This is a genomic window from Massilia violaceinigra (assembly GCF_002752675.1).
Taxonomy (GTDB): Bacteria; Pseudomonadota; Gammaproteobacteria; order Burkholderiales; family Burkholderiaceae_D; genus Telluria_A; species Telluria_A violaceinigra.
Map to the genome: position 1 here is coordinate 4,818,906 of NZ_CP024608.1, position 18,849 is coordinate 4,837,754.

Below are 18,849 nucleotides of genomic sequence, written 5' to 3' on the forward strand. Positions count from 1 at the left end.
CAGGAAACATTGCGCCAACTCATCTTGCGCAGGCCGACTGGCAGCAAATCATACCTGTCCCGGCACCTGAATGCGCGTTCACCGACGTTGAAGGACAACATTGTGAAGATACTCATCAAGGCTGGCATGCTGCTGGCCTGTTTGTGGAGCGGCGCCGGCTGGAGCGCCCCGGCCGCTGCCGAGCCGGGCGAAAAAGACGCGGTGGCACTGGTGGAGAAGGGCGCGCGCTTCATGAAGCTGCGCGGCAAGGAGGAAATGATCCGTTTGATCAATACCCGCGACCCGGAGTACAACCGTGGCACCCTGTACGTGGCCATGCGCGACCTGACCGGCATCACGGTCGCGCACCCGACCACGGCGCTGATCGGCAAGGATTTGCGCGACGTGCCCGACGCCGACGGCAAGCTGTTCCGCCACGAAATGATTGCCATCGCCAACGGACCCGGCCGCGGCTGGGTCGACTACAAGTTCAAGAACCCGGTCAACGGCAAGGTCGAGGCCAAAACCACGTATGTGTTGCGTATTGGCGACGTGGCCCTGGAAGCCGGCGTCTACAAGCACTGACATGCTGGAGCGCCTGCGCATCGGTCCCAAGCTGCTGCTCGCACCCGGCCTGGTGCTGCTGTTGCTGATCCTCTCGTCAAGCAGCGCATGGTATGCGATGGTGCGCCAGAACCAGGCGGTCGACACCATCGTCAACGAGCGTGCCGCCCGCATCCGCGATGCCAACGAACTGGTGGCCGATGCGCAGCACGCGCATGCGCGCATGTACCAGTTGCTGACCTGGATCAGCGCCAGCTTTTCGGCGCCGCGCATCGAGCACCTGGGCCAGGATATCTATCAGCGCCACGCCGCCATCGAGCGCAAGTTCGCGGCCCTGGCCGGGCGCACCGCCCGCGCCAGTGCCGAGCAGCGCTTCATCACTCAGGCCGGGTCCGCGCATGCGGTCTACATGCGCGCCATTCTCGACGTGATCGAGCTGTCCCAGGTCGACCACTCGATGAGCGCGAACGCCATGTCCAAGGCCGAACAGGCTTTCGGCGTGGTGGCCATGCGCCTGTCGGAACTGGCGCGCTTCGAGCAGGATCTGAGCGAACGCGCGTCGACCCGCGCCGCCGCCGACTTTGCCGCCCTGTCGGTGCTGATGCCGCTGCTGGTGGCCCTGTCGGTCGCCGGCACGCTCGGCATCACCATGCTGGTGCGGCGCGCGCTGCTGCGCGACGTGCGCGGTCTGAGCGAGACCGCCGGCGAACTGGCCAGCGGCAACCTGACGGTGAGAAAGCGCAGCTACGGGCGCGACGAAATCGCCGACACCGCGCGCACGCTCGACGCCAGCATCGGCACTCTGAACGCGACCCTGAAAAACATCCTGGCATCGGCGCGCTCGATCGACAGCGCTTCGCGCGACATCGCCCTCGGCAGCGCCGGCCTGGCCAGCCGCAACGCGGCCCAGGCCAGCGTACTGAAACAGGCCGCCAGCACGGTCGAAGGACTCGGCGCCACGGCCGGCGTTGCGGCCCACAGCGCGCGCAGCGCCAACCTGCTGGCCGACCAGGCCTCGGCGCAGGCCATGTGCGGCGGCGGTATGCTCGACCGGCTGGTGCTGACCATGGCCGCGGTGCGCGGCAGTTCGCAGCGCGTTGCGCAGATTGTCGGCGTGATCGACAACCTGGCGTGCCAGACCAATGCGCTGGCCCTCAACGCGGCGGTCGAAGCGGCGCGGGTCGGGGAGCAGGGCCACGGCTTTGCCACGGTGGCGGGCGAAGTGCGCCTGCTGGCGCAGCGCTCGGCCAGCGCCGCGCGCGAAATCAAGGAGCTCATTGCGCAGTCGCTCGCCGAGATCGACGGCGGCAGCGCGGGCGCGTCGGAAGCGGGACTGCGCATGGCCGGCATCGCGCAATCGGTGCAGCAGGTGGGGGACATGGTCAGCCAGATCGGGCAAGCCAGCGCAGGGCAGGCCGGCGGCATCGGCGCGGTGAGCGACGCGATCGTGCAGATGGACCAGATGACACGGCAAAATTCCGTGCTGGTGGAAGAAGCGGCATCGGCGGCGCAAAGGCTGCAGTGCCAGGCGCTGACCCTGTCGAAAGCGGTCAGCGGATTTCGCATCGACGACAGCGTGCTTGACCCGGCAGGGCCGCCGAAGAAGACCATACCGCATCTGCGGCTGGCCTCGCGGCGGCCCTGACGATACTACCGGCTTACTCGTAGTCGCTGATCGGCGCGCAGCCGCAGAACAGGTTGCGGTCGCCGTACACATTGTCGGCGCGGCCGACCGGCGGCCAGTACTTCTGCTTGCGCAGCGACGCCACCGGGAAGGCGGCTGCCTCGCGGCTGTACTTGTGCTCCCAGACGTCGGCGGTCACCACTTCGGCCGTGTGCGGCGCACCCTTGAGCGGGTTGTCCATGCGGTCGTACTCGCCGCGCTCGACCTTGACGATTTCGGCGTGGATCGCAATCATGGCGTCGATGAAGCGGTCCATCTCGGCCTTCGATTCGCTTTCGGTCGGCTCGATCATCAGGGTGCCCGGCACCGGGAAGCTCATCGTCGGCGCATGGAAACCGAAGTCCATCAGGCGCTTGGCCACGTCCTCGTTGCTGATGCCGGTGGCGTCGGTGATCGGACGCAGGTCCAGGATGCACTCGTGCGCCACCAGGCCGTCGTGGCCCGTGTACAGCACCGGATAGTGCGGGGCCAGGCGGCGCGCGATGTAGTTGGCCGCCAGGATCGCCGTTTCGGTCGCTGCCGTCAGGCCTTCGCCGCCCATCATCGCGATGTACATCCACGAAATCGGCAGGATGCTGGCCGAGCCGTACGGCGCCGCGCTGACCGCGCCGATGCCGGCTTCGTCGCGCGTGTAGCCGGTCGAACGCTGGTTCGGCAAGAACCTGGCCAGGTGCGCGCCCACGCCGATCGGGCCGACGCCAGGGCCGCCGCCGCCGTGCGGGATGCAGAAGGTCTTGTGCAGGTTCAGGTGGCTCACATCGCCGCCGAAGCTGCCCGGTGCCGCCACGCCGACCAGCGCGTTCATGTTGGCGCCGTCGATGTAGACCTGGCCGCCGTGCGAGTGGATGATCTCGCACAGTTCCTGGATGCCTTCCTCGAACACGCCGTGGGTCGACGGGTAGGTCACCATCACGCAGGCCAGGTTGGCGCTGTGCTGTTCGGCCTTGGCGCGCAGATCCGCCAAGTCGACGTTGCCGCTGTCGTCGCAGGCGGTGACGACCACCTTCATGCCGACCATATTGGCCGATGCCGGGTTGGTGCCGTGCGCCGACGACGGAATCAGGCAAATATTGCGGTGGCCTTCGCCGCGCGATTCATGGTAAGCCTTGATCACCAGCAGGCCCGCGTATTCGCCCTGCGAGCCGGCGTTCGGCTGCAGCGACACGGCGGCGTAACCGGTCAGCGCGCACAGCATGTCTTCCAGCTGGCCGATCATTTCGCGGTAGCCGACCGTTTGCGCGTCCGGCGCGAACGGGTGGATGTTGGAGAACTCGGGCCAGGTGACCGGGATCATTTCGCTGGTCGCGTTGAGCTTCATGGTGCACGAGCCAAGCGGGATCATGGTGCGGTCCAGCGCCAGGTCCTTGTCGGCCAGGCCGCGCAGGTAGCGCAGCATTTCGTGTTCCGCGTGGTAGCGGTTGAAGGTCGGGTGGGTCAGGTAAGTGCTGGTACGGGCCAGCGCTGCCGGATAGGCATCCTGCGCGCTCGCTTCGATGGCGTCGAAGTCCGGCGATGCAGGGGAGCTCGAGACGCCCTGGGCGAAAATCGTCCACAGCAGCGCGATGTCTTCGCGGGTGGTGGTTTCGTCGAGCGAGATGCCGACGTGGCCGGCGTCGACCTTGCGCAGGTTCACGCCATGTTCGGTGGCGATCGCGTGCAGTTCGGCCGCGCGCGCGCTCTTGACGGTGAGCGTGTCGAAGTAGGTCTTGTTGACGACGTCGTAGCCGAGCTGGCCGAGCTTGGCGGCCAGGATGGCGGTGAAGCGGTGCACGCGGCGGGCGATGCGCTGCAAGCCTTCAGGGCCGTGGTAGACCGCGTACATCGACGCCATCACCGCCAGCAGCACCTGCGCGGTGCAGATGTTGGAGGTGGCTTTTTCGCGGCGGATGTGCTGCTCGCGCGTTTGCAGCGCCAGGCGGTATGCCTTGTTGCCCTGCGCATCGATGGTCACGCCCACCAGGCGGCCGGCCATGCTGCGCTTGAATTCGTCGCGCGTGGCCAGGTAGCCGGCGTGCGGGCCGCCGAAACCGAGCGGCACGCCGAAGCGCTGGCTGTTGCCGACGACGACATCGCAGCCCCAGTCGCCCGGCGGCGCCAGCAGGGTCAATGCCAGCAGGTCGGCGGCGGCGATCACCATGGCGCCGGCCGCGTGCAGTTTTTCGACGGCGGCGCGGTAGTCGCGCACGTCGCCGTTCACGCCCGGGTACTGGATCAGCACACCGAAGCATGGCTCGGACAGGCCGCCGATGTCGGCCGCCGCGATGGTGCGCACTTCCACGCCGATCGGCTGGGCGCGCGTTTGCACCACTTCCAGCGTTTGCGGCAGCACGTCGTCGGCCACGTAGAACACGTTCGAGGCCGACTTGCCGACGCGCTGGATCAGCGTCATCGCTTCAGCGGCGGCGGTGCCTTCGTCGAGCATCGACGAGTTGGCGATGCCCATGCCGGTCAGGTCGGTGATCATTTGCTGGAAGTTCAGGATCGCTTCCAGGCGGCCTTGCGAAATCTCCGGCTGGTAGGGCGTGTAGGCGGTGTACCAGGCCGGGTTTTCAAAGATATTGCGCAGGATGACGCCCGGCGTATGGCTGTTGAAGTAGCCCTGGCCGATCATCGACTTCATGACCTTGTTCTTGGCGGCCAGCGCCTTGAGTTTGCCCAGCGCAGCCTGTTCCGGCAACGGGTCGAAGAACTGGCCCAGTTCCAGCTTGCTCTTCTTGCGGATGTTGGCGGGCACGATGGCGTCGATCAGCGCCGCGCGCGATGGATAGCCGAGCGTGGCCAGCATGGCTGCCTGTTCGGCGGTGGACGGGCCGATATGGCGCGGGATGAACGAGTCGCGTGCTTCGAGTTGGGTCAGGCTGGTGCGGGTCATGGTAGTCGGGGCCGAAAAAGGACTGCCGCCGGCGCTGTCGGATACCCAGCACGGCGGCGAACTGAAAGGAAAAGGCCGCCGGCGGGCGGCGGCCGGGAATTTTATTCCGCGGTGGCTTTGCCGTAGGCGGCGGCGTCGAGCAGGCCGTTGATGGCGCCGGCGTCGCTTGGTTTGAGCTTGAACAGCCAGGCCGCGAAGGCGTCGGTGTTGATCGAGTCCGGCGCGTCGGCGACGGCATCGTTGACGGCGATGCACTCGCCCGACACCGGCGCATAGATGTCGCTGGCGGCCTTGACCGATTCGACCACGGCGGCGTCGTCGCCGGCGGTGAAGACCTTGCCCACTTTCGGCAGTTCGACGAAGACGATGTCGCCCAGCGCGTCCTGCGCATATTCGGTGATGCCGACGGTGAGGGTGCCGTCAGCTTCGGCACGCACCCATTCGTGGGACTCGGTGTATTTCAGGTCGGCTGGGATGTTCATAATGTTTGCTCCAAGAGGTCGCGGTCGATGTAAATACTACTAATTGGTGTGTGTTGCCCCGATCAGGCAGCGAGGATTTTACCGTTTCGCACGAACGGCAGCTTGACGACGCTGGCGGCCAGCTTTTTGTCGCGGATTTCGACGTGCACGGTGTCGCCCACGGCCACGCCCATCGGCACGCGCGCCAGGGCGATCGCTTCCTGCATGGTCGGGCTGAAGGTACCGCTGGTGATTTCGCCGGTGCTGCCGTCAGCGGCCACCACTTTCTGGTGCGCGCGCAGGATGCCGCCTTTTTCGCGCAGGATCAGGCCCACGAACTGAAAATTCTGGCCCATCGCTTTGAGCGCGGTCTTGCCGATGAAGTCGCGCTCGGCGAGCAGGTCGACGGTCCAGGCCAGGCCGGCGTCGAGCGGGTTGACCGTGTCGTCCATGTCCTGGCCGTACAGGTTCATGCCCGCTTCCAGGCGCAGCGTGTCGCGCGCGCCCAGGCCGGCCGGCTTGACGCCGGCGGCCACCAGCGCGTTCCACAGCGCATCGGCCTGGGAAGCGGGGAAGGCCAGCTCGAAGCCGTCTTCGCCGGTGTAGCCGGTGCGCGCCACCATCACTTCGCCGAAGGCGGTGTCCTTGACGATGACGGCGTTGAACGGTTTCAGGGGCTCGGAAGCGGCCTGGGTGGCCGGCAGCACCTGCCACACCCTGGCGCGCGCGTTCGGGCCCTGGACGGCGATCAGCGCCATCGGATCAATGCCGTCGCGGCGCTGGGTGATGGTCACGCCGCTCCTGGTGGCGTCGTTCTGGGCGCCGATCCAGGCCACGTCTTTTTCGGCGGTGCCGGCGTTGACGACCAGGCGGAACCAGGTCTCGCTGAAGAAGTAGACGATCAGGTCGTCGATGACGAAGCCTTGCGGATTGAGCATGCACGAATACAGGGCCTTGCCGGCCACCTGCAGCTTGTCGACGTTATTGGCCAGCAGGGAGCGCAGGAAAGGGCGGGCGTTCTCGCCTTCGATATCGACCACGCACATGTGCGACACATCGAACATGCCGACGTCGCCGCGCACGGCCTGGTGTTCTTCGATTTGCGAGCCGTAGTTGACGGGCATGTCCCAGCCGCCGAAATCGACCATCTTGGCGCCGGCGGCGCGGTGTGCGGAATTGAGCGGGGTCGCTTTAAGCGTCATGGAATCCTCAAGGCAGAGTGAATGGGGGTACGACGAGCAGACGTGGAGCGGCTCTTGCCGTCCCTGAATGCTTCGCGCCCCTCTGTCCTTGGTACCTGAGAGATAGCGGATGATGCTCCGCCTGCCCCTTCGGTGGGCCGCCGGCATGGTGCCGCGGCCGCTCTCCAGAGTTCAGCCGGGGGCGCTGTGCGCCGCCGACCCCTGACCGGTCCTTTTGCCTGAGAGTTTTTGGGTGATGCCCCTTCGGCGGCAGCGTGCGCTGCCCTCTCCCGATCAAGACTGTGGAGGATATGCCAGCAGGGCGCAACTGTCAACCTTGCAGGGATGTCCTTTAGGGGGCGCACGAATGAGCTACCCATGGAAAACCATGGTCCGCCCGATTTGTTAAAATAATTCATCTACTTTGCGAGCATACAGCCATGAGCGAAGAAAAAACGATCCAACAGACCGATGCCTGGTTCACCTTGTCGGGCGATGTGAACAGCGATATGGTGCACCGCGTGTTCGAGGCGGTGTCCGGCATGAGCGAGAACGGCGTCGAAACGGCGCACGTGCTGATCCAGTCGAATGGCGGCTACGTCAGCGACGGGCTTTGCCTGTACAACTTCCTGTCGAACTCGCCTGTCAAGTTCGTCATGTACAACGCCGGGGCGGTGGCGTCGATCGCCGTCATCCTGTTTCTGTCGGGCGCGCGGCGCTACGCCAGCGAGACGGCGCGCTTCATGGTGCACAAGTCGCATGCGACGGCATCGCCCGGCGCGCGTCCGGATGCGCTCAATATCATCGTCGAAGGCTTGCGGGCCGACGATGCGCGCACCGAATCGATTTTGCGCAAGCACATCGAGCTGCTGCCGGAGCAGTGGGCGATCCACCAGTATTCCGACCTGCACCTGACCGCGCGCGATGCCAAGATCGCCCGCATGATCAATGACGTGGCCGACTTTGCGCCGCCGAAGGGTGTTCATATTCGCAATATCTGAACCAGTGAACCAGCCGTCGTGACTGCTCGTGCCGGTCACGATGGCTGGTTGCGGCGCGCAGTCAAAAAAAGAGCCTGTCAACGGCGGGGCCGGTGCAGACTCTTTCTATTGCTTCCTGTTTAAATAGCGCATGGCGCCGCCCGGAAACCCGGCGACGCCTGCGTCATGCTAGCGATCAGCGTTTGTCGCCGCCGCTTTTGCTGCCGCTGCTGCTGCCGGAATTCGATCCGGACTGCTTGCTGCCCGAACCCGAACCGGACTGTTTCGACCCGCTGTCCTTGTCGTCATTCTTATGGCTTTGACGGCCGGCTTCCACGTGCTGCTCATGGGTTCCGCCCTGGGTGCCGCCGCCGGAGCGCGAACCGCTGCCGGAACCTTGCGAGCCCGATTGCTTGTTCGAGCTGGAACTATCGCTTTGCTTGTTGCCCTGACCGCTTTTCTGATTCGAGTTCATGTTCATTCCTTTTGAAAGTTTGAAAATGTCGTGCTCGCCGGTGATGCTGAAGAGGCGCTCTCTTCAGCGTTGCCGGTAACATCATCATGCGAGCCGCACCGTTGAAGAGGTATCGGAATTCACCTTGCACTCGTGTAGGAGTAGTTCCTATAGGATTGCAACTAATGCACGGAAGAAATCGCTTCGTGGCGCGCGCTTAGCGCGCGCTCAGTGGCGCGGCGGCGTCTGTCCGGCGCGTGCCGCCTCGACCGCGGCGTTGACGGCGAGGATGGTGGTCTGGAAGGCCACGGCGTCGATAATCCGGCTCAGCCGGGCCAGCCGTGCCGCCGCATCGCCCGCGCCCGCACCTGCGGTCCGTGGCGCGGGCAAGGCGCGCGCCGCGTTGCGCTCGCCGTGCATGGCGAGCCCGGCGCCGGACTGCGCGCTGCGCTCGATGGCACGCACGATCAGCCCGTTGCCCGCCACGGTCGACGCCGCCGCCCCAGGCTTGCGCCGCACCGGCGCGGGAGTCGCTAGCATCGCTGCCTTGAGCCACAACCCGAGCAGCACGGCCCCGGCCGCGTTGGCGCCTATGCAAAACCAGACCCACAGGCGAGCCCCGGCGTACTCGGCCTCGGCGCGCGCGGCGCTGTCGTCGGCCATGATGCCGGTCAAGGGACCCAAACGATCGCCTAAACTTTGGAACGCAGGTGCCGTTACCGCTTTCATCTGTTCAAGCTGACTCAGCAGTACAATGGACAGCCAGACGCCCAGCCCGACCAGGACGGCAAAGCCCAGACACAGGGTGAGCTTGAGATCGCGGCGGCGGATCGTTATCATGGCTAGTCCTCAAGAGGCAGGTTGCTGCGTGGAATTGTAATTATGTTAGAGAAACTTTTTATTTCGGGTTTGTTTTTCATCAACAGTCCAAATGACGACAATCGGCTTTTGCTTTAGGGAAAAGCAAGAATGGTTATGAAAATAAGGCGATTGAACAAAAAATAACGCTTTGTTTCAAATTTTCCCGTTGCCAGTCGGCAATAATGTGAGAGAATGTTTGTTATGGCAAAAGATCTCTAACCCCCCAACGAGCAGACAATGGCTCCACCTTCACCATCCGCCGCAGCAAGGAAGACTGGTCCGTCGCGCCACGAGCTGTTGGAGGCGCTGGTCGTGACCGTGACCAAGCATGCCAACGACCACTTGATGGCCGTGGCGACGCGTCTGGTTGCGGCGTTGCTGGATGTGACGGACCCAGCGCTCGATGCGCGCACTGTGTTTCAGCGGGTCAAGTCGGGGAATCTGCTAAAAAACAACACCTACGCCTTCTTTCATGTTGCTGCCGCCGGCATCGGGCGCGCCATGCGTGCCGAGGTCGACGTGCTGTTGCCGCCGCTGAAAAAATCCGCGATGGCTTTGCCCGCCGCGCTGGAACTGGTGCCCTACGAGGAAATGGACAGCCGCGTCGCCTTCGACGCCATCAGCCGTCCCTTCGAAATGCAGTATGCGACCCAGATCGCCACCCTCAATGTGCGCCTGGGCTTCCTGCTCGAACGCGATGTGCTGCGCATCAGCCAGAATCCCTTCCGTCCCGAAATGTTCCTGTCGGCCTTGCACCAGGCTTGGCGCGAGTTCGAGCCGGACGAGGAGGCCCACGGGCTGATCCTGCCGATGCTGCGCCCGTCGCTGCTGTTCGACTTCGCGCCGATGTACGACGCGCTGTGCGATCTGCTGATGAACAAGGGTGTCCAGCCCGGCTCGGTGGACGCCTTCAAGATCAAGAAAACCGAAAGCGCGGCCGCGGCCAAGAAAGCGCGCGCCAGCGGCCAGGCCGAACTGGCCAAGCAGCTGCGCCAGTTCCTGCGCGACGACGACGACGCGCCGGCGGCCGCGTCCGCCTTCGACATTCCGATGATTCCCGACCTGCCGGCCATGGCGCCATCGGCCGGCGGCTGGCGTCCGAGCGGCGCCGCCGCCTTCCAGGGCGCGCCGGGCGGCGACGCGGGCGAGGCCAGCGTGCCGGCCGCGCCATGGCATGGCGGCCCGGCGCACCAGGGCGGCGCGCCGGGGCAGGGCAGCCACGCCGCAGGCGGCTTCGCGCCGGCCCAGTTTGCGGGCGGCGGTATTGCCGCGGGCAGCTTCGGCCAGGTCATGGACGGCGGCCAGGTGATGGTTCCCGCTTCCCTGCTCGACGTGCTCAAGGGCTTGCAGGGCCGCATGCCGGAACAGTTCAGCAACGTGGCGCCGACCCCGGCCGAGGCGCAGGCGGGCAATGTATTTTATTTGCCGCGCTTGAAGGAAAGCATTCCAAAAGGATCACTGTCGCGCGGCGACGAAAGCACCATCGACCTGCTGTCGAAGATTTTCGAGACGGTCTTGCTCGATCCGAATATTCCGAAAGATTCGCGCGACCTGATCCAGTCGCTGCAGATTCCGGTGCTCAAGGCGGCGCTGGCCGACAAGAATTTCTTCTTCGAGGAAACGCACCCGGCGCGCCGCATGATCGACCTGATGTCGACCATGGGCCTGGAGCAGCGCTCCGGCCCGGACGATCCGCTGTTCCAGGTCATGCAGCGCGGCGTGGAGCGGGTCGGGCGCGACCAGGATGACGGCGGCGCGCCGGCCGATGTGTTTTCGGAAGTGGTGGCCGAGCTCGAAGAAACCATCAAGGCCGAGGAAACGGCGGCGGCGACCGCCATCGCGGCCCCGATCGCCGCCGCCCTGCGCCAGGAAAAAGTCACCGCCGCAACCCGTTCGGCCAGGAGCGCGGTCGCCGCCCGGGTCGGCAGCGGGCAAGTAGTGGCCATGCTGGAAACCTTTCTAGAAAACAAGTGGACCTCCGTCATGACGGTCGCCTACAGCGTCGAGGACGACAAGCCGGGCGCGGTCGGCAATGCCACCAAGACGATGGATGAGCTGATCTGGAGCGTCAAGCCGAAGATCACGCACGAACAGCGGCGCGACCTGATCGGCAAGCTGCCGAGTCTGCTGGCGACCCTGAACAAATGGTTGGACGTCATCAAGTGGCAAGATGCCGACCGTATCCAGTTCTTCGCCGACCTGGCGGAGTGCCACGCGTCAATAGTGCGCGCGCCGCTCGACATCACGCCGGAACGCCAGCTCGAAATCGCCGTTGAAGTTGCCCAGCAAGATGCGATGCGCCGGCTGGAAAAGGAAAACGAAGCCCTGGCCGCGGCCGAAGAAGCGGCCCACGTCGAACTGGACGACGCCGAACTGGGCGTCGATGCCCTCGAACGCAATATGTGGATCGAATTCACCGACCCGGACGGCAGCATCCGCAAGGTCAAGCTGGCCTGGATCAGCCCGCTGCGCACCCTGTACATTTTCTCGACCGGGGCGCGCCAGGAAGCGTTTTCCCTCTCGTCCGACAAGCTCATCGAAGCCTACCGCGCCCAGCGCGTGCGCGTGATGAAGGTCGAGGGCGTGGTCGGCCGCGCACTGTCGCAGGCGATGGACGAGGCGCTCGGCGACACGGAAAAATCGGCGCAGTCGGTCGCTGCCTGAGGCAGGCGTGTTCCGTTAGTATTCGCACATTGTTTACATTCGCGTATCATTCGGGCCGGGCCTGAGCGGGCATTGGACAGTTTCTGCACTGCCGCCCATGCCCGGCTTTTTTCACTTCCGGCTTTTGTCTATGAATTGGTATCACCTCACCGCGCTGGGCGGCATCGCCGTCACCGCACCCCTGGGTATCGCCATTGCCGTCTGGCTCGCCGCCGCCCACTGCCGCCGCCGCGCCCTGTACTGGTGCCTGCTGTTCGGCGCCACCCTGTTGATCGTCATCGGCAGCAAGATCGCCTTTCTCGGCTGGGGCATCGGCATCGAAGCGCTGCATTTCGCGGGCTTCAGCGGTCACGCCGCGCGTGCCGCGGCCGTGTTTCCGGTGGCGGCCTACCTGGCGCTGTGCGGACGCAGCAAGATGTGGCGCTACGTCGCGGTCGGCCTCGGCGTGGCGCTGGCGCTGGGCGTGACGCTCTCGCGCGTGATGGTCGAAACCCACAGCAGCTCGGAAGCGATTCTGGGCTGCCTGCTCGGACTGGCCTGCGCGGCCGGTTTCATCGCGCTGGTGCGCTCAAACCGCCAGTTTCAGCCCAGCTTGACTTTGATCGCGCTGACCCTGGCCGTGCTGTGCATTCCGTACAGGGGCGAATCGCACAATTCCCAGCAGTGGATGACGGGCCTGGCGCTCGGCCTGTCCGGGGTCGACCGTGTCTACACGACGGCCACCTGGGGGCCGACGCGCAATCCTTACTCCCCGCCGTGCCCCAAGGCCGAGCGCTACTTCAACTACGTCTGTTTCTAGGGTGAAATGTTGAGCGTCCTCAGTCGTTTTGTTGCCACAACCCGTAAAACCGTCCTTCCCGCGCCGTGAACTGACCCAAAAAAGTTGGACACCGTTTCTACTTTTTGGGGGAAGTCGATGACGAAGCATACGACGGCATTCAAGCTAAAAATCGCTAAGCAATATGTACGTGGCTTGATGGGCTATAAGGAAGTAGGCCGCATCAACAACGTTAGCTACGGCCAAGTACGCCGTTGGGTACTGTTCCACCGCTATCACGGCAAAGCTGGCCTTGAACCGAGGAAGTCTGTTCAGTACAGCGCCGATGAGAAGCTTGAGGTTTTGCGGTACATGTGGGCGAACAAATTATCGTATGTGGAAACGGCGGCCAGGTTCAATATTCGCGCGCAGGGCTACGTCGGGGTTTGGGAGCGCGATTTTCGTGATGGCGGTATAGTGCCACTGATCCGCAAACCCAGAGGAAGACCCAAGCGCATGGCTGATTTACCCAAGCAAGTTGCACCTGCCAGCGTGCATAGTGATGCCACACGTAGCCGTGAAGAGTTGCTGGTGGAACTGAACCAGTTACGGATGGAGGTCGCCGTTCTAAAAAAGCGGAGAGCCTTAGCTCAAGCGGCCGAACAGGCTGCGGCAATGCGCAAAAAGCGCACATAGTCCACGAGTTAAGGCTGCAATTTCCCATTGCGCAGTTGCTTGCGCTTACCGGTCTGAAACGTAGTACGTTTTACTATCAAAAGAAGGTTGCGCAAGACGGCGACAAGCATGCGCACTTGAAGCAGGGTATCGAGACGACCTATCAGGCACACAAGGGGCGTATGGGCTATCGGCGTATCGCTGACGTGCTGCGCAAGGCAGGCCATCGCGCATGCGCCAATACCGTCCAGCGCTGCATGCAGGCAATGAAGCTGACATCGCTGGTACGCATCAAGAAATACAAGTCGTACAAGGGGGAAGTGGGCAAGACTGCGCCGAACATCTTGCTGCGCGATTTCAACGCAGAGGGGGTGAATCAGAAGTGGGCAACCGACGTCACCGAGATGAAAGTCGCTGGTCAGAAAGTGTATCTATCACCCGTGATGGACCTGTTCAACGGGGAAATTGTAGCGTATGAAATGGACACGCGTCCGGTACTCGGACTGGTGACAGGCATGCTCAAAAAAGCCTTCCGGAAGTTGCGTGCCGACGATAAACCGATCGTCCATTCAGATCAGGGATGGCAGTATCGCATGCCGGCCTACCAGCACATGCTGGCGCAGAAAGGCATCGTGCAGAGCATGTCTCGCAAAGGCAACTGCCTCGACAACGCAGCCATGGAGAGCTTCTTCGCAGTGCTGAAGACGGAGTATTACCACCTGAACAAATTTAGTAGCGTCGACGAGTTGAAAAAAGGTCTGGCCGAGTACATTGACTACTATAATCACTGCCGTATCAAGATGAAGCTGAACGGACTGAGCCCGGTGCAATACCGAACCCAGCATTCGCTTTGATTTAATCAAAACACCGTCCAACTTTCTTGGGTCACTTCACCGGCGGGAATCCAAGGCCCCTCCGCTCAGCAAAGAACTCCGCCCCGGCCCGACGCCTCATCCCCCCGAAAACATGACAACAAATGGTATGATGGACACCTTTAGGATTCCCGAGCTAGCTATACAACGTGCGCCTGTCTTCCATTAAATTGTCGGGATTTAAGTCATTCGTCGATCCCACCAATTTCCAGGTGCCGGGGCAGCTGGTTGGCGTGGTCGGTCCCAATGGTTGCGGCAAGTCGAACATCATCGACGCGGTGCGCTGGGTGCTGGGCGAATCGAAGGCATCCGAGCTGCGCGGCGAGTCCATGCAGGACGTCATTTTCAACGGCTCCACCCACCGCAAGCCGGCCGGGCGCGCCTCGGTCGAACTGGTGTTCGACAATAACGACGGCAAGGCTTCCGGCCAGTGGGGCCAGTACGCCGAAATCGCCGTCAAGCGCACCCTCACGCGCGACGGCACCTCGACCTACTACATCAACAGCCAGCCGGTGCGCCGGCGCGACATCCAGGATATTTTCCTCGGCACGGGCCTCGGTCCGCGCGCCTACGCCATCATCGGCCAGGGCATGATCTCGCGCATCATCGAGTCGCGCCCGGAAGAACTGCGCGTGTTCCTCGAAGAAGCGGCCGGCGTGTCGAAGTACAAGGAACGCCGGCGCGAAACCGAAAACCGCCTCAACGACACGCGCGAAAACCTGCTGCGGGTGGAAGACATCCTGCGCGAACTGAACGCCAACCTCGAAAAGCTCGAAGCGCAGGCGGTCGTCGCCAACAAATTCCATTCGCTGCAGGCGGACCAGGAAGAAAAGCAAAAACTCCTCTGGCTGCTGCGCAAGAACGAAGCGCAGACCGAGCAGAATCGCTACTTCCGCGAGATGGAGCAGGCCCAGACCGATCTGGAGGAGCAGACGGCCAAGCTGCGCCACGTCGAACTCGATCTCGAACACATGCGCCAGGCGCACTTTTCGGTGGGCGACCGCCTGCACACGGCGCAGGGCCACCTGTACCAGACCAACTCGGAAATCGGCAGCCTGGAAGCGCAGATCAAGTTCGTCATCGAATCGCGCAGCCGCCTGCAGAACCAGCTGCTGGCGCTGAACGCCCAGCGCAACCAGTGGCAGACGCAGGGCCAGGATTACCAGCAGCAGATCGAGGAAGCCGAGTACCTGCTCGAAGAACTGGGCGGGCGGGTCGAACAGTCGCAGATGAACGCCGAAGCCCAGGGCGAGCGCCTGCCGGACCTCGATGCCGCTTGGCGCGCGGCCCAGCACAAGACCACCGAATCGCGTGCCCGCATCATGCAGGCGCAGCAGCAGATCGAACTCGAATCGGCGCACCAGCGCAATGCTTCGAACATCCTCAATGGCCTGCAAACGCGGCGCGAGCGCCTGCAGCAGGAAAAGAACGGGCTCAATCTGCCCGACAGCAGCCACCTGGCCAACCTGCGCATGCAGCTCGAAGAAAAGCAGCAGGCGCTGGAAGAGCAGACCATGCTGCTCGAAGACGCGACCGAACAGCAGCAGCGCACCGAAGAAGAACGGGCCGCGGCGCAGGCGCAGGTCAATGCCGAGTCGGCGGCCAATGCGCAGCTCGAAGCGCGCCTGTCGGCCTTGAAGCAGTTGCAGGAACGCGTGCAAACGCAGGGCAAGGTCCAGCCCTGGCTGCAAAAGCACGAACTCGATGGGCTGCCGCGCCTGTGGCAAAAGCTCGGCATCGAACAGGGTTGGGAAACGGCGCTCGAATCGGTGCTGCGCGAGCGCACCGGCGCGCTCGAAATGTCGAATATCGAATGGGCCAAGGCCTTTTTCAGCGATGCGCCGCCGGCCAAGCTCGCCCTGTACGCGCCATCGCTCGCCGGCGCCGCGGCGCCAAGCGAAGTACCGGGCCTCACGTCGTTCGTCAGCCTGCTCAAGCTCAATGAGCCGGGGCTGCGCGGATTGCTGGGCGATTGGCTGCACAATGTCTTCGCCGCCGAAGACACCGCCAGCGCCTTTGCCGAGCGCACGCGCCTGCCGCAGGGCGGCTCGTTCATCACGCGCCAGGGCCACGTGGTGACCCAGTCCAGCGTGCGTTTCTACGCGGCCGACAGCGAGCAGGATGGCATGCTGGGGCGGCAGCAGGAGATCGACAACATCGGCAAGCAGCTGCGCGTGCAGACCATGCTGGCCGACGAAGCGCGCGCCCGCGCGGTGCGCGCCGACGCCGCCATGTCGGACCTCACGCGGCGCCTGCAGGATGCGCGCCAGCGCGTGGCCACGCTCACGCAAGGCGTGCACGCGCTGCAGATCGAGGTGGTCAAGCAGTCCGAGGTCGAGGCGCGCTTCAACCAGCGCAGCACCCAGATCCAGGCCGATCTGGCCGAGATCGCGGCGCAGGAAGCCGAACAGCAGCAGATCCGCATGGAGTCCGAAGAAAAGTTCGAGCAGCTCGACATGGAACTGGCCGAGCTGCAGGGCGCGCACGAAGATGGCCAGACCGATTTCCTGAGCCGCGAACAGGCGCTGACGGACGCGCGCGAAAAGCTGCGCGAGTTGGAGCGCGCGGCCCAGGAAGCGCAGTTCGCCGAAAAAACCCAGCGCAGCAAGATCGAGGAACTGCGCCGCAATATCGCCACCGCCACGCAGCAGGCGGCCCAGGTAAGCGAGAGCATCGCGGTCGGTCAGATGGAGCTCGAAGCGCTGGAAAGCGGCGCCGCCAGCGACGGCCTGCAAGACTTGCTGGACCGGCGCACCAGCCAGGAGCGCGCGCTGTCCGATGCGCGCCATGAGCTCGACCAGATCACCCAGCAGCTGCGCGCCGCCGAAGACACGCGCACCCAGTCCGAACGCAGCCTGCAGCCGCAGCGCGACAAGATCATGGAAATGCAGCTCAAGGAACAGGCCGCGCGCCTGAACCAGGAGCAGTTCGCCGAGGCGTTAAAGACGGTCGACGCCGACGAAGCGGCGCTCTCCGAAAAGCTCCATCCCGACATGAAGCCGTCCTACCTGCAGGGCGAGGTGACGCGTTTGACGAACGCCATCGCGCTGCTCGGCGCGGTCAACCTGGCCGCGCTCGACGAGCTGGCGCAGGCGTCCGAGCGCAAGAACTTCCTCGACGCGCAGAACAATGACCTGAACGAGGCGATCATGACCCTGGAAGACGCGATCGCCCGCATCGACAAGGAAACGCGCGAACTGCTGCAGGATACCTTCGACAAGGTGAATCACCATTTTTCGGAACTGTTCCCGATCCTCTTCGGCGGCGGCAACGCCAAGCTGGTGATGACGGGCGACGAAATTCTCGACTCCGGCGTGCAGGTCATGGCGCAGCCGCCGGGCAAAAAGAACGCCACCATCCACTTGCTGTCGGGCGGCGAAAAAGCGCTGACCGCGACCGCGCTGGTGTTTTCCATGTTCCGCCTCAATCCGGCGCCATTCTGCCTGCTCGACGAAGTCGACGCGCCGCTGGACGACGCGAACACCGAGCGATTCTGCCGCATGGTAAAACGGATGTCGGACCATACTCAATTCCTTTTCATCTCGCACAATAAAATTGCGATGGAAATGGCCAATCAACTGATCGGTGTGACGATGCAGGAGCAGGGCGTATCGCGCATTGTGGCGGTGGACATGGAGTCCGCCGCAAATTTTGCTACCGAGGCACAAGCAGCATGACAGATTTACAAATGAGCCTGATCGGTGCCGCCGGCGTATTCGTCGCCGGCGTCTTCGCATACAACAAGTGGCAGGAGCATAAGGCCAAGAAGAGTGTCGAACGCGCCTTCTCGTCCGAGCATGACGATGTGCTGCTGCGTCCCGGCGACATCGTGCGCAGCGAGCCGACGTTCGACGCCAAGCCGGCCCCGGTGCCGGTGGCCGACGACACGCCTGCGGCGGCCCCCGTGCCGGTCGCGGCGCCGGTCGCAGCAGCACCGGCTGCGCGTTTCGACGACGAACCGGTTGAATCAGTCGCGCCGGTGGCACCCGTGGCAGTGCCGGTTGAAGCACTGAGCCCGGCCACCGAGCTGGCCACCAGCCTGGTCGACCCGCTGATCGATGTGCTGATTCCGCTGGCGCTCGAAGCGCCGGTGCGGGGCGACAAAATCCTGCCGATCCTGCACACCCTGCGCCACGTCGGCAACAAGCCGGTGCACTTCATAGGCCTGCACGTCAACGGCGACTGGGAACCGATCGTCCACGGCGGCGTCTACACCAAGTTGCAGGCCGGCGTGCAGATGGCCAGCCGTACCACGGCGCTGAACGAACTCGAATACTCCGAACTGGTCACACGATTGCGCGCGGTGGCCGACGACATCGGCGCCGAGCCGGAAATTCCGGACATGATCGAAGTCATGGGCGAGTCGCGCACCTTGCACCGCTTCGTGGCCGGGCACGATGCCCAGCTGGGAGTGAACCTGATGTCGTACGGCGCCCCGTGGTCGATCGCGACCCTGATCGGCGCGCTGGAGAAGCAGGGCTTCGATGTGCGTCCCGACGGGCGCTACATCATGCCGGATGGCGACGGCGGCCAGCTGTTCACCTTGACCACCAATGTCACCCTCGGCGCCGACACCACCTCGCGCCTGACCTTGCTGCTGGACGTGCCATGCGTGGCACCGGCGCGAGATGGTTTCGGCGCCATGCTTAATTGCGCCAAGGCGCTGGTGGGGCGCCTGGATGCCGTCATCGTCGACGACAGCGACCAGCCGCTGACCGACCAGGCGCTTGCCGAAATCAACAGCCAGGTGCTCGATTTCTACCAGGAGATGGAAGCGGCCGACATTCCGGCCGGTTCGACGCGCGCCATGCGCTTGTTCAGCTAATAAAAAAGATCATCGTGACG

General features: G+C 63.9%; 13 protein-coding genes and 2 riboswitches. Of the genes, 8 read left to right on the top strand and 5 right to left on the bottom strand.

Annotated features, from left to right (window positions below; genetic code table 11):
- Window positions 1-126: 126 nt before the first annotated feature.
- Together CR152_RS21100 and CR152_RS21105 are read left to right on the top strand one after the other, a co-directional pair.
- Window positions 127-564 (top strand): cache domain-containing protein, encoded by a 438-nt coding sequence (locus CR152_RS21100; RefSeq protein ID WP_099882615.1) that lies wholly within the window; start codon window positions 127-129, stop codon window positions 562-564.
- A gap of 1 nt (window position 565) precedes the next feature.
- Window positions 566-2,188, top strand: coding sequence for a methyl-accepting chemotaxis protein (locus CR152_RS21105; protein ID WP_099878101.1), 1,623 nt, complete (start codon window positions 566-568; stop codon window positions 2,186-2,188).
- Between the two features lie 13 nt (window positions 2,189-2,201).
- Here CR152_RS21105 and gcvP read toward each other — a convergent pair whose 3' ends face one another.
- From gcvP to gcvT, 3 genes are all read right to left on the bottom strand, one after another.
- Window positions 2,202-5,099 (bottom strand): aminomethyl-transferring glycine dehydrogenase, encoded by a 2,898-nt coding sequence (gene gcvP / locus CR152_RS21110; protein WP_099878104.1) that lies wholly within the window; start codon window positions 5,097-5,099, stop codon window positions 2,202-2,204.
- 101 nt (window positions 5,100-5,200) lie between these two features.
- On the bottom strand, window positions 5,201-5,581 hold the full coding sequence (gcvH, locus tag CR152_RS21115) for a glycine cleavage system protein GcvH (RefSeq protein ID WP_054262937.1): 381 nt from the start codon (window positions 5,579-5,581) through the stop codon (window positions 5,201-5,203).
- 62 nt (window positions 5,582-5,643) lie between these two features.
- Window positions 5,644-6,762 carry a glycine cleavage system aminomethyltransferase GcvT gene (gene gcvT / locus CR152_RS21120; protein WP_099878107.1) on the bottom strand — a complete coding sequence of 373 codons (1,119 nt, stop codon included), beginning with the start codon at window positions 6,760-6,762 and terminating at the stop codon, window positions 5,644-5,646.
- Between the two features lie 72 nt (window positions 6,763-6,834).
- Window positions 6,835-6,940, bottom strand: a riboswitch (glycine riboswitch).
- Window positions 6,941-6,958: 18 nt separating this feature from the next.
- Window positions 6,959-7,044: riboswitch (glycine riboswitch) on the bottom strand.
- Window positions 7,045-7,181: 137 nt separating this feature from the next.
- Between gcvT and CR152_RS21125 the strand changes: the two genes are divergently transcribed.
- A complete protein-coding gene (locus CR152_RS21125) occupies window positions 7,182-7,742 on the top strand; it encodes an ATP-dependent Clp protease proteolytic subunit (protein ID WP_099878110.1) in 561 nt (186 codons plus the stop codon).
- A gap of 175 nt (window positions 7,743-7,917) precedes the next feature.
- Here the strand turns inward: CR152_RS21125 and CR152_RS21130 are convergent, their stop codons facing one another.
- Window positions 7,918-8,196, bottom strand: coding sequence for a hypothetical protein (locus tag CR152_RS21130; RefSeq protein WP_099878112.1), 279 nt, complete (start codon window positions 8,194-8,196; stop codon window positions 7,918-7,920).
- 207 nt (window positions 8,197-8,403) lie between these two features.
- Complete coding sequence (locus CR152_RS21135; protein ID WP_099878115.1) at window positions 8,404-9,015, bottom strand: methyl-accepting chemotaxis protein; 612 nt, start codon at window positions 9,013-9,015, stop codon at window positions 8,404-8,406.
- 258 nt (window positions 9,016-9,273) lie between these two features.
- Between CR152_RS21135 and CR152_RS21140 the strand changes: the two genes are divergently transcribed.
- From CR152_RS21140 to CR152_RS21160, 5 genes are all read left to right on the top strand, one after another.
- Window positions 9,274-11,700, top strand: coding sequence for a DUF1631 family protein (locus CR152_RS21140; protein WP_099878117.1), 2,427 nt, complete (start codon window positions 9,274-9,276; stop codon window positions 11,698-11,700).
- Between the two features lie 130 nt (window positions 11,701-11,830).
- Window positions 11,831-12,499 (top strand): phosphatase PAP2 family protein, encoded by a 669-nt coding sequence (locus CR152_RS21145; RefSeq protein WP_229413492.1) that lies wholly within the window; start codon window positions 11,831-11,833, stop codon window positions 12,497-12,499.
- 117 nt (window positions 12,500-12,616) lie between these two features.
- Window positions 12,617-13,986 (top strand): IS3 family transposase gene (locus tag CR152_RS21150; protein WP_099881933.1). Its coding sequence is split into 2 segments (ribosomal slippage): window positions 12,617-13,135 and window positions 13,138-13,986, totalling 1,368 coding nucleotides; the frame shifts between segments, so codons are not numbered across the junction.
- A 167-nt stretch (window positions 13,987-14,153) separates the two neighbouring features.
- Complete coding sequence (gene smc, locus CR152_RS21155) at window positions 14,154-17,681, top strand: chromosome segregation protein SMC (RefSeq protein WP_099878121.1); 3,528 nt, start codon at window positions 14,154-14,156, stop codon at window positions 17,679-17,681.
- Window positions 17,678-18,829 carry a cell division protein ZipA C-terminal FtsZ-binding domain-containing protein gene (locus CR152_RS21160; protein WP_099878124.1) on the top strand — a complete coding sequence of 384 codons (1,152 nt, stop codon included), beginning with the start codon at window positions 17,678-17,680 and terminating at the stop codon, window positions 18,827-18,829. Before smc ends, CR152_RS21160 begins: the two co-directional genes overlap by 4 nt.
- The last annotated feature ends 20 nt before the right edge of the window (window positions 18,830-18,849 follow it).

Excerpts from the sequence above, each read along its gene's own strand:
- CR152_RS21140 (WP_099878117.1), top strand. The coding sequence starts at position 9,274 with ATGGCTCCACCTTCACCATCCGCCGCAGCAAGGAAGACTGGTCCGTCG.
- CR152_RS21135 (WP_099878115.1), bottom strand. The coding sequence starts at position 9,015 with ATGATAACGATCCGCCGCCGCGATCTCAAGCTCACCCTGTGTCTGGGC.
- gcvH (WP_054262937.1), bottom strand. The coding sequence starts at position 5,581 with ATGAACATCCCAGCCGACCTGAAATACACCGAGTCCCACGAATGGGTG.
- CR152_RS21160 (WP_099878124.1), top strand. The coding sequence starts at position 17,678 with ATGACAGATTTACAAATGAGCCTGATCGGTGCCGCCGGCGTATTCGTC.
- CR152_RS21105 (WP_099878101.1), top strand. The coding sequence starts at position 566 with ATGCTGGAGCGCCTGCGCATCGGTCCCAAGCTGCTGCTCGCACCCGGC.
- CR152_RS21125 (WP_099878110.1), top strand. The coding sequence starts at position 7,182 with ATGAGCGAAGAAAAAACGATCCAACAGACCGATGCCTGGTTCACCTTG.
- CR152_RS21145 (WP_229413492.1), top strand. The coding sequence starts at position 11,831 with ATGAATTGGTATCACCTCACCGCGCTGGGCGGCATCGCCGTCACCGCA.
- gcvP (WP_099878104.1), bottom strand. The coding sequence starts at position 5,099 with ATGACCCGCACCAGCCTGACCCAACTCGAAGCACGCGACTCGTTCATC.
- CR152_RS21100 (WP_099882615.1), top strand. The coding sequence starts at position 127 with ATGCTGCTGGCCTGTTTGTGGAGCGGCGCCGGCTGGAGCGCCCCGGCC.
- CR152_RS21130 (WP_099878112.1), bottom strand. The coding sequence starts at position 8,196 with ATGAACTCGAATCAGAAAAGCGGTCAGGGCAACAAGCAAAGCGATAGT.
- gcvT (WP_099878107.1), bottom strand. The coding sequence starts at position 6,762 with ATGACGCTTAAAGCGACCCCGCTCAATTCCGCACACCGCGCCGCCGGC.